Here is a 14,697-nt window from a genome sequence, read left to right on the forward strand (position 1 = left end):
ATATCTAAAGGTAGAAAAAATAATGTGAATGCCGTCCTTTATTTAGACATCATTGGATGTATCAATAGTTTTAGGATCTTCCTCATCATCTTCGCTCCAATAGTTTTCGTCAAAAGATATACTGTCGTAAGCTAACAATTCGGCTTCGCGTTCGAGAGATTCTCGGAGTCCAAAAGATACAATGTCGTTTACTTTTTGTTTGGCAAGTTTCTTTGTTGAAGCTTTATCAAGCAACATAAATCGTTTCCCCATACGACGTGCAGCATAACTTCGCATACCTGTCGCTTTAAGAACATCCACTGCAAGATCAACGGCTGTACCCAGCGTTTCACGATAAATATTATCTACGCCATTATTGATAAAATCGTAAGCGTCTAATCTGTTTTTTGCTCTTACAAAAATTTTCACTTTAGGAAAATTCTCATGAACCCATTCAACAATTAATTTATTTTTTTCGGGATCATCAAGACATAAAATTAACAACGAAGCTTCTTCGATACCAGCTGCTCTCAATAAAGAATTTTTGGTAGCATCGCCGTAATAAACATTAAATCCATTGGATCTAAGCAGTGCTATTCTGTCAGGGTCACTATCCAAAACTGTTGCACGTATACCATTAGCCCTCAACAAACGCCCAACGGTACTTCCAAAATATCCAAAACCGACGATAATTATTTTCCTCTGTGTTATAGGCTCTAATGGCAAAGCGCCTTTATCTTCTTTATTAAATTTATCATCGAGAAAACGTTCTTTAAACATTAATAAAAATGGCGTTATGCACATCGTTATCGCAACAATCGCTAACATTTCGGCGCTTGTTTGTTTATCTATTAAGTACAAACTGGTTGAGAAATTGACCAAAACAAAAGCAAATTCTCCAACTTGCGACAATGCGAAAGCAATGAAGAAACTCTGATTGTTATTCATTTTATAATACTTCGCGATACCAAAAAGTATTAAAGCTTTAACAAACAATACTGCAAAAGCAGTAGAAAAAATAAAAACAGGATCGTTTTTAATAATACTAAAATTAATGGTCGAACCTACGCTTACAAAGAAAACAGCCAATAACAAACCTTTGAATGGATCAATCTGGCTTTCTAACTCATGACGAAACTCACTATTGGCAAGCATAACACCAGCGATAAAAGCACCTAACGCTGGGCTTAATCCTACGGAAATCATCAATTCGGATACGCCAATAACTAGAAATAAAGATGATGCCGTCAATAATTCATTCATCCCAGATTTTGAAACAAATCTTAAAAACGGTACAAAAATATAACGTCCCAAAAGTATTAAAGCGGTTATCCCGACAATCAACGAGAAAGGTTGCAACCAATCTGGTAAATATTGCAGTAATATTTTCTCATGTGAGTTATCTGTATCTAACGGAGAAATAATCGGTAACAACGCCAAAATTGGTATAACCGCAATATCTTGAAATAACAAAATTGAAAACGATGCTTCACCACTTGCTGTCCTGAAAAGATTTTTCTCCTTTAAGGTTTGTAAAACAATTGCTGTCGATGACAATGCAAAACACATCGCAATAACGAAAGCTTTGTTAACACGCCAACCCGCAAAATAAAATATTGCAAATAGAAACAAAATGGACAGCAAGAGTTGACTTAAGCCAAGTCCCAAAATACGTTTCCGAATTGCCCAAAGTTTTTTAGGATCCAGCTCTAATCCTACAAGAAACAACATCATGATAACGCCGAATTCGGTGGCATGCATCACATTATCGGCGGATCGTCCTGTAAGTTTGAGAACAAAAGGACCAATAATTATCCCTCCAAGAATATAACCAATAACCGAACTAAGTCCCAAGCGCTTCACAATAGGAACCATAATAATTGCAGCTCCCAAAAATATTAACGCGATCATTGCAATCGAGCCTTCCATCAGTTATCGAGTATTTTTTTTAATTGGTTTGTAAATGGTTTTATCTCATAGACTTTAAGATCGTCAGCTTGATAAATGTATAATTCGTCTTTCAAAAGCATGTCATTGGACTCAATACTAAGTTTAAGACCAAGCGTCAAATCCGTCAAACCAACCTTATAACGTCCCGTTTTAGAATAACTTTCCTCATTACCGCCAACCGTGACAACAATAGCACATTCTTTTCCTGCTAATGGATTCGGGAAACCTTCATTAAGCCATTTCATATCAAAAACTTCTTCTAGCCAAAGTTTAAGAAGTGGTGGCATACCAAACCAAATCATTGGATAATGAAAAATAATTCTGTCAAAATCTACAATTCTTTTTCGCTCCCGAAATGGCTGAATATGAAAATCTGGATAATCTTCATAAAGATCTCTAAAAACAATATTCGGATTATTTTGGTAGGCTTTTATTAACTCTACATTGGTTGTAGAATGTTCGAAATAAGGATGTGCAAAAAGGACTAAAGTCTTTTTCAAAATTGAGATTTCTGTAAAATTAATTAAATATCAAAAAAAATCCAATCTATCGCTTTGATTTATATAATAAAAAAGCAAGTCCCTATTGAGACTTGCTTGATTTGTATGTTCAAAATTAATTACCAACCGCCGCTGGCACCGCCACCGCCGAAGCTTCCGCCGCCACCAAAGCCGCCAAAACCGCCACCTGATGATCCGCCACCGAAACCGCCGCCCCCAAAACTACCTGGGAATGGGAAGAATCCGCCACGATATCTTCGACTTCCGCGACGTGACAATATCACATCATCGTCATCGTAATTACCGCCACCCATACCATCGCCACCACCTTTGATGGCGCCGATAAAGATTATTAACAAGACAATTATGAAAAGTATTGTCCCAATATTAACGCCTCCTTCGGGTTGCTTCTTCTTAACAATCGGCTTGAATTTACCTTCAACCGCTTCCATAATCGCATTGGTACCTTGCTCAATACCTTTGTACCATTCGCCATTTTTGAAAGCTGGCGTTACCAGATAATCCAAAATTTGTCCTGCGACAGACGCCGTCAAATATTGCTCGACTGCACGACCTTGTTGGATAGACATGGTGTGATCTTCGGTCGCTATCAAAAAGACAACGCCATTGTCAACACCTTTTTTCCCTATGCCCCATTTTTCGCCATAACGTGCCGCCAAAAAATTAACATCTTCTCCGCCTGTTGTTGGTAAGATTATGACTTCAATTTCAGTTGATGTAGAATCTGCGAATTTTATTAGTTTTTGATTAAGTCTATCTTTCTCTTGTTGACTCAAAAGATTCGCTTGATCGTAAACAGGATATAGAATTTTCGGTTTTTCTGGAATAGTTTGCGCTGCTAAATTCCCGATGAAACTTAGTAAAACAACAACAATCAGAAAGCTACGAGAAACTAATCTCATTAGGTAATTCATTTTTATTTTCTCCTTTTATAGGGAAATATTTTTTTAACTCGTGTCCAGTTTTAAGAATAGCATTTTGGAGCGCTTCGCAATATTTACTATTTGCAAAGCCTGTTGTTATCTCGTCATGCAATTGATCCCAAAAAGCTTGTCTCACCTTACGATGAATACCTTCGTCACCGATAATGGTTAAATATTTTTGTTCAAAATTAACATGAAACAAAACAGCATTTCGCTCCCTTGTTTGATCCATGTTAAGTGACCTGAAAACATCCCAAGCCACTTTCGCATTATGATCAAGCGTTGTCGAGTCTATATGCACCCTAATCTCTCCAGAAGTTAAATCTTCCGCAGTCTGGATTGTATCAACTAACGTGGCTATTTCTTTATCTGTTAAAAAAGATGTATACATTATTTGAAAACTTCTGGCGCTTTTTCTGCACCTGCTTCAGCTTTGAAGTAAGGTTTATCTTTAAAGTTTGTAAAATTAGCTACAACATTGTTCGGGAATTTTTGGATCGCCGTATTGTATTCTCTAGCAGCATCGTTGTAATTAACAGTTTCCATACGGATGCTATTTTCGATAGCTGTATATTCTCTTTGGAAATTGATATATTGTTGATCCGCTTTTAAATCAGGATATTTTTCAACAACCATCATTAATTTTCCTAAAGCACCGGAAAGTTGTCCTTGTGCCGCTTGGAATTTTGCCATATCTGCTTCCGTCATATTAGTCGGATCGATATTAACAGACGTCGCTTTAGCTCGCGCTTCCACAACTTGCGTTAGAGTTTCTTGCTCAAATTTTGAATAAGATTTTACTGCTCTTTCAAGATTTGGGATAAGGTTAGCTCTTTTTTGATAAACAGTCTCTACGTTTGACCATTTAGATTCTACAACATTTTTTTGAGTCACAAAATTGTTGCGAACACCAACGCCCCACATCAATGCAATACCTGCAATAACAACAAGGGCGATTACTAGGACTAGACAGCCTTTTCCTTTCATAGTTTATGTATTTTTTATTTGTTACTAAATCAAAGATAGATATTTCTCTTTATAAAATTTAAAATTTTGTTTAATAAATGAAAATTCCAATATGCGAAGACGTTGTCGAATTCACTTTTAGTTTAAACAAAAAAATCCGAATTCTATATTTTGATTCGGATTTTATATCTTATTTAAAACAATAATTTTAATTAAACTTAGACTTCAAATGTTTTTGCTTCTTCCCACAATTCATCCATTTTTTCTAAACTTAAATCTGCTAAAACCAAATTTTTATTTCTAGCTAAATCTTCCATTTTTTGAAAACGAGAAATAAATTTAATATTAGTTCTTTCTAGAGCTGAATCAGGATTAAGTCCCGAAATTCTGGCATAATTTATCAACGAAAAGAAAACATCGCCAAGCTCTTTCTCTTTTTTGTCAATTTCAGTTTCAGCATGGAATTCACTCAGTTCCTCCTCTACTTTTCCCCACGCATCATCCGCACTATCAAACTCAAAACCGATACCTTTCACTTTATCCTGAATTCGATAAGCTTTTATCAAAGCGGGTAAAGATTTGGGAACACCAGAAAGGATGGATTTGTTACCTTCTTTAAGTTTTAACTTTTCCCAATTTTGCTTGACCGTGTCTTCATCTTCCGCAACTGCATCGCCGTAAATATGGGGATGACGGAAAATCAGCTTTTCATTTAACGAATTGATAACATCCGCAATATCAAAACTTTCCTTTTCGGAACCTATTTTAGAATAAAAAACCAAATGCAGAAGAACGTCGCCTAATTCTTTTTTTATTTCCTGTAAATCTTCACTCAAAAGCGCATCCGATAATTCGTAAGTTTCTTCCAAAGTCAAATGACGAAGTGTCTCGAAAGTTTGCTTTTGATCCCATGGACATTTCTCACGAAGATCATCCATAATATCGAGCAAACGCCCGAAAGCTTCCATTTTTTCTTGCTTTGTATTCATCATTTTCAGTGGTTTTTATCCTGCAACATTGGGACAAATTTATAAATCCCGAATTCTTCTTTTTCGATTTCTTTTTGCGAAATTTTTGTAAATCGACACAACATTTGTTGATCGGTTGGACCTAACGGAATCACCATTTTTCCACCAACTTTCAATTGGCGCAAAAGTTCGGTTGGTAATTGTTCTGCACCGCAAGTCACGATAATTTTATCAAAAGGAGCAAAACTTGGAAGTCCAGCAAAACCGTCACCAAAACTCTGAAACTTTGGTCTCAACATCAATTCTCGGAACATTCTTGTGGAAAATTCGTAAAGGCTTTTTTGGCGTTCAATAGTGTAAACTTGAGCATCCATCTTCATCAAAACTGCAGTTTGATAACCGCAACCCGTTCCGATTTCTAAAACTTTTTCACCTTGTTTTAGCTCTAACAATTCGGACTGTTCTGCAACTGTCGACGGATGCGAAATCGTTTGTCCAGCGGCAATCGGAAACGCGCGATCTTCGTAAGCATAATCTTCGAAAACGCTTTCTATGAAAAGATGTCGCGGTACCTCATTCATCGCATTAAGAACCAACGCATCGCTAATCCCCAAACCGCGCTGAAGATAATCCACCAACTGCCGACGTTTTCCCCGATGTACAAAAGAATCTCTCATCTACGCAAAATTAAAAGAATGAAATCGCATTTCAAAATTTTAGTAATTAGTTTTTGGTTGTTGGTTGACAGTTGACAGTTCTTGGTTCTTGGTTCTTGGTTCTTGGTTCTTGGTTCTTGGCTTAAGATTAAAATAATTCATAATTCATAATTCATAATTCATAATTCATAATTCATAATTCTAAATCGTAAATTGCAACTTAGATTTTTAAAACTCAAAATATGCAAATCATCAAAACAGCTTTGTTGGCTTATGGCGGATCAGGAAAATTATTCCACGCACCTTTCATTAATGTTCATCATGGTTTTCAGTTAATCGGCGCTTGGGAAAGAAGTAAGAAAAACATTCAGCAAGATTATCCAGATGCAAAAAGTTTTGATACTTTAGAAGAAGTTTTAGCAAGTGATGCAGAATTAATTATCGTCAATACGCCAATCTACACGCATTTCGACTATGCTAAAAAAGCTTTGGAAGCAGGTAAAAACGTCTTGGTAGAAAAGGCTTTTACTACAACTTCTGAGGAAGCCGAAATCTTAGAAAAACTCGCAAAAGAAAAAAATCTAAAACTATGTGTATACCAAAATCGTCGTTGGGACAGTGATTTTTTAACGGTTCAAAAAGTTTTAAAAAATGGAGAACTTGGTGAAATTCTGGAGGCCGAAATCCGTTTCGAAAGATATAATCCTAACCTCAGCCCAAAAGCTTGGAAAGAAAAAAATCAGGCTGGCTCTGGAATTTTAATGGATCTTGGCTCCCATATTATTGATCAAGCTTTAGTACTTTTTGGTTGGCCAGAAGCGGTTTTCGCAGATATTAGAAGCCTTCGTCCAAATACTGAAGTCAATGATTTTTTTGACATTCTTTTATATTATCCTGATAATCGCGTTCGATTAAAAGCGACTTTTTTTGCTAAAGAACAACTTCCTTGTTACGTTTTGCAAGGTCGTAATGGAAGTTTTATCAAAATGCGTGGCGATGTACAAGAAGATGAATTAAAACTTGGAAAAATCCCGAACCGTGAAACATGGGGAACAGAGGATTCCAAAAATCAAGGTCTTATTAATGTTGGCGACAAGAGTGAAAATTTAGAAACACTTCAAGGCAACTATCTGCATTTATTTGATGCGTTATATCGAAGCATCGTTATGGATGAGCCAGTTCCGGTTCCTGCGAGTGACGCTGTAAAAAGTTTAAAAATAATGGAAGCAGCAGAAGAAAGTTCAACAAAAGGAATTAAAATTCTGCTCAAATAAAGACATAAAAAATCGAAAGTTAAAAAGCGTAAAATTGCTTATATTTACGATTCTAAAAAAATAAGTTCTATTATGTTAAAAGCTGGTCTTGTAGGCGCGGGACATTTAGGAAAAATCCACCTTAAACTTCTTAACCAATCCGAAAAATATGATTTGGTTGGTTTTTTTGACAACGATAAAGAAAACGGAAAAAAACTAGAGGCAGAATTCGGTTATAAATATTTTGACAATCTCGACGAATTACTTTCTCAGATTGATATGTTGGATATTGTGACGCCGACTTTGTTTCATTACGAATATGCGCTAAAAGCGATTGAAAGTGGCAAACACTTCTTCATAGAAAAGCCTGTGACGCAGACTTTGGAACAAGCCGAAGAGCTGATTAGGCTTTCACAAGAAAAAAATCTAAAAGTCCAAGTTGGTCACGTAGAGCGCTACAATCCTGCATTTATTGCAACTAAAGATTATATTAAAAATCCAATGTTTATCGAGATCCATCGTTTGGCGGAGTTTAATCCTCGTGGAACGGATGTTTCTGTGGTTTTGGATTTGATGATTCATGATTTGGATATTTTATTGAGTTTGGTAAAATCTCCAGTAAAAGATATCCACGCAAGTGGTGTTTGTGTAGTTTCTAAAACGCCAGATATTACCAATGCGAGAATTGAGTTTGAAAACGGTTGTGTTGCGAATTTGACGACGTCAAGAATTTCGATGAAAGCGATGCGTAAATCGAGATTCTTCCAGCAAGATGCTTATGTTTCTGTGGATTTTCTTGAAAAGAAAGCGGAAGTTATTCGTATGAAGGACGCTCCTGCGGATCCATCTCCTTTTGATATGATTATTGAAAATGCGGAAGGCGAAAAGAATCAGATTTTGTTTGAATATCCGAATATCCAACCTAACAATGCAATTTTGGATGAGTTGGAAAGTCTTGCTGATGCAATTGAAAATAATGAGCCAATTCAGGTTTCGTTAGAAGATGGCACCGAAGCTTTGAAAGTTGCTTTAAAAATTATGGATTTGATTAGTAAGTAGTTGCTGGTTACTAGTTTTTAGCAAAATTAATTCATAATTCATAATTCATAATTCATAATTCATAATTCATAATTCATAATTCATAATTCATAGTTTTATTAAATGAATCTTTCCAATAATTTAATACAAGACGTCAAGCATCTTATTGCGCAATCAAGAGAGCGTGCAGTTCGTGCAGTTGATTTTCAACGGACGGTTTTGTATTGGCATATTGGAGAAAGAATTTTCAACGAAGAGCAGCAAGGAAAAGAGCGAGCAGATTACGGCAATTACGTCATCAAATACTTGTCAGAGCAACTGCAGCCAGAATTTGGAAGCGGTTTTTCTTACCGTCAGTTGGAGTTAATGCGTCAATTTTATAGAACATTTCCAATTGCGAACTCACTGCGTTCGCAATTGAGTTGGACACATTATCGCCTACTTTTACGCTTAGAAAATGAAGACAAAAGAGACTATTATATTGCTGAAACAGTCAAAAATAATTGGTCTGTTCGTCAAATGGAAAGGCAAATTAACAGCCAGCTTTTTGAAAGACTATTATTAAGCAACGACAAAGAAAGTGTTTTGGCAGTAGCACGAAATGAGAAACTTCCCGTAACACACAGGAAATCATCAAAGATCCAATGGTATTAGAATTTCTGGGACTTCGCAGAGAATCAACATATTATGAAAAAGATTTAGAACAAGCCATTATTACTAATTTACAGGATTTTCTACTCGAACTTGGTAATGGTTTTTCTTTCGTGGCAAGACAAAAAAGAATTCATCTCGATGGCGATGATTTTTTCGTGGATTTGGTTTTTTACAACCGACTTTTACAATGTTTTGTTATTTTTGAAATTAAAACGCATAAGCTTAGTCATGAAGATTTAGGACAATTACAGATGTATGTTAACTACTTCGATAGAGTTGAAAAAGTAGAACATGAAAAGCCAACAATCGGTGTTTTGTTATGTGCAGATAAAAATAATGCAGTTGTAAAATTTTCGTTGCCCGAAAATAATAAAACAATCGTAGCAAGTCAGTATGAGTTAATCTTACCAACCGAAGAACAATTGCTCACCGAAATAAAAAAAGAAATAGAAATATATAATACAAAATATACAGAATGAAAAACATAGTTGTTATCGGCGCAGGAACCATGGGAAATGGTATTGCACACACTTTTGCACAAACAGGTTTTAAAGTAGGTTTAGTTGACGTTTCGCAAGAAGCCTTAGACAGAGGTATTAAAACCATTACGACCAACCTTGACAGAATTATCGCAAAAGGTAACCTTACCGAAGAACAAAAAGCAGAAACTCTAGGAAACATCACTACTTTTACAGCTTTGCAAGATGCTGCAAAAACTGCTGATCTTATTGTAGAAGCAGCTACAGAAAACCAAGATTTAAAACTAAAAATCTTCGGTCAAATGGATGAGTTTTCTCCTGAAAATTGCATCTTGGCTACCAACACATCTTCAATTTCTATTACTAAAATTGCTGCAGCAACAAAAAGACCAGACAAAGTAATCGGAATGCATTTTATGAACCCAGTTCCAATAATGAAATTGGTAGAAATCATCAAAGGTTATTCTACTTCAAAAGAGACTTTTGACACGATCTACGAAATGAGTAAAACATTAGGAAAAGTTCCTGTAGAAGTAAACGATTATCCAGGTTTCGTAGCCAATAGAATCTTGATGCCAATGATCAACGAATCTATCGAAACATTATACAACGGCGTTGCAGGTGTTGAAGAAATCGATACAGTAATGAAATTAGGAATGGCACATCCAATGGGACCACTTCAGTTAGCAGATTTCATCGGACTTGATGTTTGTTTAGCAATCTTAAATGTAATGTACGACGGTTTCAAAAATCCTAAATACGCTCCAAACCCATTATTAGTAAACATGGTTATGGCAGGAAAACTAGGCGTAAAATCTGGTGAAGGTTTCTACGATTATTCAGAATCTAAAAAAGCAGAAAAAGTTTCGAAAATGTTTTCGAAGTAATTTTCAGACGATAAAATATGATAAAAGCTTCAGTTCTTCTGAAGCTTTTTTGTTTTTAAATTAAGTTTTAAACTAAATAATTGTCTATAAAATTATGATGTAAAAGACTTACAAACTTTTCAAAACTTCAGCCGCAATTTCGTAGGATTGTAACTTAGCATCGAAATCATAAATATGTCCCGACACAATTATTTCGTCCACTTTATTCAACTTTACAAAGTCTGATAATTGCTTTTCTAAAAGTTCTTTATCACCAACAAAAGTTTTGGCAGCCATTCTGTTGAGATGTACAGCCAACTCATTAGACATATCGCCCAATTGCGTTTCTTCAGGTGGCAAAAGTGGTTGACGTTGATCCGTCAAAATATTAACAAAAGCTTGAAAATGTGACGTTGACAAATAGTGCGCTTCTTCAACAGTGTCTGCCGCAATAATATTAATACACGCCATTTTATAAGGCTTATCTAAAACCTCACTTGGTTGAAAGTGTTCTTCATAAATTTCGAATGCAACTTCCATTTGTGATGGTGCAAAATGTGCTGCAAACGCATAAGGCAAACCTAACTTAGCAGCAAGAAAAGCGCTGTCCGTTGACGACCCCAACATATATAACGGAACATCTGCTCCTTCTCCAGGAATTGCTCTAACTTTTGAATTTTTATTTTCTAAACTTAAATATTGTCTTAACTCTTGAATATGAAATTCAAAATTATAATTGTTATCCAGTTGTCCTCGGCGCAAAATGCTTGCCGTCAGCATATCCGTTCCTGGCGCTCTTCCCAAACCCAAATCGATTCTGTTGGGATAAAGCGCTTCCAAAGTTCCGAATTGCTCTGCAACGGACAATGTCGAATGGTTGGGTAACATAATGCCACCAGAACCAATTCTTAATGTTTTGGTTTGTGATGCAACATGTCCTATTAATAAAGAAGTTGCTGCACTCGCAACATTAGGCATATTGTGATGTTCTGAAAACCAATATCTCGTAAAACCTAATTCCTCCGCTTTTTGTGCCACTCTCACCGATTTATCAAAAGTCTGGCTAAGATTATCACCTTTAATAATAGTTGCTAAATCTAATACCGAATATTTAATTGCCATATTTTCTCTTTTCTAAATCGAGACAAAAACCGAACCACTAAAAAAATAGGACAAAGTTGCCAGTTTAGTCTGATGAAAGAAGAATTATATTAAAAATTATACTACATTTAATAGACACTAAAAAATTCAAACTATGACAAACTTTTGCAAAGAACTGACGAAGAAGTTGCAAATGCCTAGAAACAATTCAAAATTTAAAATAAGCTTAATAGTAGCTGCATTAATTCTTTTGGTATTAAACTTAATATTTTCAAAAGATTATGACTGGCTATTTTGGTTACGAATTATCCCTTTAGCTTTGGTGATGATAAGTTGCTACTTAAGTTTAAATAAAACAAAAAATCCTATCGAATGATAGGATTTTTTGTTTTTACAAGTATGTCGGTTAGTAGTCGCGGCCGGGATAGTAAGGGCGCGACTGCAAGGAGCGGTCTGAAGAAATGCTTGGGAAAGTTCGGGCTTCTGAAGACGAAACCCCTGAATAGCCCGAAATGCCGCCCAAATAAAAAAGCTAAGTCTTACGACCTAGCTTCTGAAATTATAAGGTGTTGTCCTCCATTATCTCGCGGTGCTGATAGTCCTGCACCAGCTCGATAGCGTTGGTCAAAACGTCGCTGAGCGCGGTGATAAACATGCCATCCTCCGCCATGCTCATGGCGTGTTTTAGAGCTTCGATTTCTTTCGGAATAATCTCGTAGCTGACTTCTCTACCCGAGCTGTTGATGCCCTCGATGAGGAGATTATTGATATCCTCCTCCTCGCGGCCTCGCAAATGTTTTTCGCTGCGGATAATGATGTGATCGAACATGCGACCTGCAATCTTACCACACTCGCGGATGTCCTCGTCACGGCGGTCACCAACGCCAGAAATAATACCGATTTTTTTGTTGGATTCGACGTTTTTCAGAAAGTCTTCGATGGCCTCGTAACCCGCAGGATTGTGGGCAAAATCGATCATCACTTTAAAATTCTTAAACTTGAAAATATTAAGTCGTCCCGGCGTCAACTGTGCACTCGGAATGAAAGTGGTCAAGGCTTGTGCAATATTTTGGATTTCGAAACCGTAAACGTAAGCTGCCAAAGATGCTGCCAGAACATTTTCGATCATAAAACGGGCCTTGCCTTCCATGGTGATCGGGATGTTTTTCACTTTTTCGATACGGATTTTCCATTCTCCTTTTTTGATGGTTACATAACCGTCTTCGAAAACGCAAGTCGTCTTGCCTTCTTTCGCATATTTTTGAATGTAAGGATTGTTTTCATCCATGCTAAAAATCGCGACCCTGCAATCCAAATCATTTTTGATTTTCATGGAATATTCGTCATCAGCGTTTAGAATTGCCCAACCATCTTTTTTGACACTGTCTAACACGACACGTTTTACTCGCGTTAAATCTTTGAGCGTGTGGATGTCATTAAGCCCTAAATGATCTTCTTTAATATTGGTTAAAATCCCAACATCACATCTTGAGAAACCAAGTCCAGAACGGAGAATTCCGCCTCTAGCTGTTTCTAGAACCGCGAACTCAACCGTTGGATCTTTTAGGATAAATTCTGCTGACAAAGGTCCTGTTGTATCGCCTTTTGACAACATGGTATTCTGAATATAAATACCGTCAGACGTTGTAAAACCTACGCGATAGCCACTGTTTTTAACAATATGAGAAAGAATCCTTGTCGTCGTTGTTTTACCGTTGGTCCCCGTAACCGCCATTATCGGGATCCGACATTCTTTTCCCTGAGGATACAACATGTCAACAACTGGCGCTGCGACATTTCTTGGAAGACCTTCACTTGGTGCCAAATGCATTCTGAAGCCTGGCGCCGCATTAACTTCTAAAATTGCGCCGCCACTTTCCTTAAGTGGTTGCGTCAGATTCTCTGCCATAACATCAACACCGCAAACATCCAAACCAATGATTCTGGAAATACGTTCCATCATCGTTATGTTTTCGGGATGCACCATTTCGGTAACGTCAATGGAAGTGCCACCAGTTGAAAGATTGGCTGTGGATTTTAAATAAACTATTTCACCTTTTTGAGGAACTGTTTCTAAACTATATTCTAACTTTTCTAAAAGCTCGTTGGTTTCTTTATCAACTTTTATTTCTGTTAAAACATTTTCGTGGCCATAACCTCTGCGTGGATTCTGGTTTTCTAGATCTATTAAATACTGAATATTGTTTTCGCCATCGCCGATTACATGCGCAGGAACTCTCCTCGCTGCGGCAACCATTTTGTGATTAATCACCAAAACACGGAAGTCAAAACCTGTAACATATTTTTCAACGATAACACGTTTAGAGACATTTTGTGCATGGTCTAAACCGGTTTTTGCGGTTTCCCAATCGTTAACGTTGATCGTTTGTCCACGACCGTGATTGCCATCCAAAGGTTTGATAACAATCGGATAACCTATTTTTTTAATAACAGCTTCTAATTGCTCGACATCGCTAACCAAACCTCCCGTTGGAACAGGAATAGCAGCATCGTCTAACATCTTTTTGGTTAACTCTTTATTACAAGCAATATCCACAGCAATGCTACTTGTATTACCCGTGATTGTCGCTTGGAAACGTTGCTGGTTAACACCATAGCCCAACTGCACTAGAGAATTTCTTCCTAATCGAATCCATGGGATATCACGTGAAACGGCTTCTTCTACAATACTTCCTGTTGATGGGCCAAGTCGTTCTTGCTCGCGAATTTCTTTTAATTTTTGAACGCAATCAGCGATATTATAATCGGTGTTATCTATCAAAGACTGCGCAATCTTCACAGATTCTTCGGCAGCAAAGACGCCAACTTTCTCTTCCACATAGTCAAAAACAACATTATAAGTGCCCGGTGTTTTGGTCTCTCTTGTACGTCCAAAGCCAACCGACATCCCTGCTAAATGTTGAATTTCTAAAGCAATATGCTCAATGACGTGTCCCATCCAAGTTCCCATTTCGATACGTTTGAAGAATCCACCTGCTTCCCCTTCGGAACAGCGATGCGCGTACATTGACGGTAGCAAAGCTTCTATTCTTTCTCTAAAACCATCGATTTTATTAGTAGGAAAATCTTCTAATTCTTCTAAATTTAAGCGCATTTGGATAAGCTTTTTTCTTCTTATACTCCAAATATTTGGACCGCGTAAAACTTGTATTTTCTCAATGCGCATATTTTATCATTTTTTAATCGTTATAATCAAAGATAAAAGATTTTCCTAATAATTAACATTCAAAACAATTAATATTTTATTAGAAAATGTAAACCAATTAATTTTCAACAATATTAATTCGGAAGTTTTAAAATTTTTTATTAATTTTTCAGTTTT

At 36.6% G+C, this 14,697-nt stretch carries 14 protein-coding genes; 5 read left to right on the forward strand and 9 right to left on the reverse strand.

From position 1 onward, the window contains the following. Positions 1-42: 42 nt before the first annotated feature. From AC23MB_RS05050 to AC23MB_RS05080, 7 genes are all read right to left on the reverse strand, one after another. Positions 43-1,908 (reverse strand): monovalent cation:proton antiporter-2 (CPA2) family protein, encoded by a 1,866-nt coding sequence (locus AC23MB_RS05050; protein WP_313032169.1) that lies wholly within the window; start codon positions 1,906-1,908, stop codon positions 43-45. Then, complete coding sequence (locus tag AC23MB_RS05055) at positions 1,908-2,429, reverse strand: NAD(P)H-dependent oxidoreductase (RefSeq protein ID WP_079666853.1); 522 nt, start codon at positions 2,427-2,429, stop codon at positions 1,908-1,910. The genes AC23MB_RS05050 and AC23MB_RS05055 overlap by 1 nt, the downstream gene beginning before the upstream one ends. 119 nt (positions 2,430-2,548) lie before the next feature. Further along, the gene (locus AC23MB_RS05060; protein WP_313032166.1) at positions 2,549-3,352 is read right to left on the reverse strand and encodes a TPM domain-containing protein; all 804 of its coding nucleotides are present in this window, start codon (positions 3,350-3,352) and stop codon (positions 2,549-2,551) included. Continuing rightward, positions 3,333-3,764 carry a TPM domain-containing protein gene (locus AC23MB_RS05065; protein ID WP_312324760.1) on the reverse strand — a complete coding sequence of 144 codons (432 nt, stop codon included), beginning with the start codon at positions 3,762-3,764 and terminating at the stop codon, positions 3,333-3,335. The genes AC23MB_RS05060 and AC23MB_RS05065 overlap by 20 nt, the downstream gene beginning before the upstream one ends. Further along, the gene (locus AC23MB_RS05070; protein ID WP_079666850.1) at positions 3,764-4,360 is read right to left on the reverse strand and encodes a LemA family protein; all 597 of its coding nucleotides are present in this window, start codon (positions 4,358-4,360) and stop codon (positions 3,764-3,766) included. Before AC23MB_RS05070 ends, AC23MB_RS05065 begins: the two co-directional genes overlap by 1 nt. A gap of 197 nt (positions 4,361-4,557) precedes the next feature. Next, positions 4,558-5,328 (reverse strand): nucleoside triphosphate pyrophosphohydrolase, encoded by a 771-nt coding sequence (gene mazG / locus AC23MB_RS05075; protein ID WP_313032175.1) that lies wholly within the window; start codon positions 5,326-5,328, stop codon positions 4,558-4,560. A gap of 5 nt (positions 5,329-5,333) precedes the next feature. Further along, a complete protein-coding gene (locus AC23MB_RS05080) occupies positions 5,334-5,984 on the reverse strand; it encodes a protein-L-isoaspartate(D-aspartate) O-methyltransferase (protein WP_313032164.1) in 651 nt (216 codons plus the stop codon). 221 nt (positions 5,985-6,205) lie between these two features. Between AC23MB_RS05080 and AC23MB_RS05085 the strand changes: the two genes are divergently transcribed. From AC23MB_RS05085 to AC23MB_RS05105, 5 genes are all read left to right on the forward strand, one after another. Then, a complete protein-coding gene (locus AC23MB_RS05085; RefSeq protein WP_487786677.1) occupies positions 6,206-7,237 on the forward strand; it encodes a Gfo/Idh/MocA family oxidoreductase in 1,032 nt (343 codons plus the stop codon). Between the two features lie 72 nt (positions 7,238-7,309). Beyond that, on the forward strand, positions 7,310-8,275 hold the full coding sequence (locus AC23MB_RS05090) for a Gfo/Idh/MocA family protein (protein WP_312324700.1): 966 nt from the start codon (positions 7,310-7,312) through the stop codon (positions 8,273-8,275). A 102-nt stretch (positions 8,276-8,377) separates the two neighbouring features. After that, the gene (locus tag AC23MB_RS05095) at positions 8,378-8,908 is read left to right on the forward strand and encodes a DUF1016 N-terminal domain-containing protein (RefSeq protein ID WP_487786678.1); all 531 of its coding nucleotides are present in this window, start codon (positions 8,378-8,380) and stop codon (positions 8,906-8,908) included. Next, positions 8,899-9,387 carry a PDDEXK nuclease domain-containing protein gene (locus AC23MB_RS05100; protein WP_487786679.1) on the forward strand — a complete coding sequence of 163 codons (489 nt, stop codon included), beginning with the start codon at positions 8,899-8,901 and terminating at the stop codon, positions 9,385-9,387. Before AC23MB_RS05095 ends, AC23MB_RS05100 begins: the two co-directional genes overlap by 10 nt. Continuing rightward, complete coding sequence (locus AC23MB_RS05105; protein WP_313031846.1) at positions 9,384-10,274, forward strand: 3-hydroxybutyryl-CoA dehydrogenase; 891 nt, start codon at positions 9,384-9,386, stop codon at positions 10,272-10,274. The genes AC23MB_RS05100 and AC23MB_RS05105 overlap by 4 nt, the downstream gene beginning before the upstream one ends. Positions 10,275-10,382: 108 nt before the next feature. On the opposite strand, the gene AC23MB_RS05110 is transcribed toward AC23MB_RS05105, so the two are convergent. Together AC23MB_RS05110 and cphA are read right to left on the reverse strand one after the other, a co-directional pair. Next, positions 10,383-11,375 carry an LLM class flavin-dependent oxidoreductase gene (locus AC23MB_RS05110; RefSeq protein WP_487786680.1) on the reverse strand — a complete coding sequence of 331 codons (993 nt, stop codon included), beginning with the start codon at positions 11,373-11,375 and terminating at the stop codon, positions 10,383-10,385. Positions 11,376-11,913: 538 nt separating this feature from the next. Beyond that, on the reverse strand, positions 11,914-14,541 hold the full coding sequence (cphA, locus tag AC23MB_RS05115; RefSeq protein WP_487786681.1) for a cyanophycin synthetase: 2,628 nt from the start codon (positions 14,539-14,541) through the stop codon (positions 11,914-11,916). Between the last annotated feature and the right edge of the window lie 156 nt (positions 14,542-14,697).

The organism is Soonwooa sp. T0.1_25 (assembly GCF_057652215.1).

Bases quoted from the DNA above. Each gene is read 5' to 3' on its own strand.
- AC23MB_RS05090 (WP_312324700.1), top strand. From the start codon at position 7,310: ATGTTAAAAGCTGGTCTTGTAGGCGCGGGACATTTAGGAAAAATCCAC.
- AC23MB_RS05085 (WP_487786677.1), top strand. From the start codon at position 6,206: ATGCAAATCATCAAAACAGCTTTGTTGGCTTATGGCGGATCAGGAAAA.
- AC23MB_RS05105 (WP_313031846.1), top strand. From the start codon at position 9,384: ATGAAAAACATAGTTGTTATCGGCGCAGGAACCATGGGAAATGGTATT.
- AC23MB_RS05095 (WP_487786678.1), top strand. From the start codon at position 8,378: ATGAATCTTTCCAATAATTTAATACAAGACGTCAAGCATCTTATTGCG.
- AC23MB_RS05065 (WP_312324760.1), bottom strand. From the start codon at position 3,764: ATGTATACATCTTTTTTAACAGATAAAGAAATAGCCACGTTAGTTGAT.
- AC23MB_RS05110 (WP_487786680.1), bottom strand. From the start codon at position 11,375: ATGGCAATTAAATATTCGGTATTAGATTTAGCAACTATTATTAAAGGT.
- AC23MB_RS05100 (WP_487786679.1), top strand. From the start codon at position 8,899: ATGGTATTAGAATTTCTGGGACTTCGCAGAGAATCAACATATTATGAA.
- AC23MB_RS05070 (WP_079666850.1), bottom strand. From the start codon at position 4,360: ATGAAAGGAAAAGGCTGTCTAGTCCTAGTAATCGCCCTTGTTGTTATT.
- AC23MB_RS05060 (WP_313032166.1), bottom strand. From the start codon at position 3,352: ATGAGATTAGTTTCTCGTAGCTTTCTGATTGTTGTTGTTTTACTAAGT.
- mazG (WP_313032175.1), bottom strand. From the start codon at position 5,328: ATGAATACAAAGCAAGAAAAAATGGAAGCTTTCGGGCGTTTGCTCGAT.
- AC23MB_RS05080 (WP_313032164.1), bottom strand. From the start codon at position 5,984: ATGAGAGATTCTTTTGTACATCGGGGAAAACGTCGGCAGTTGGTGGAT.
- AC23MB_RS05050 (WP_313032169.1), bottom strand. From the start codon at position 1,908: ATGGAAGGCTCGATTGCAATGATCGCGTTAATATTTTTGGGAGCTGCA.
- cphA (WP_487786681.1), bottom strand. From the start codon at position 14,541: ATGCGCATTGAGAAAATACAAGTTTTACGCGGTCCAAATATTTGGAGT.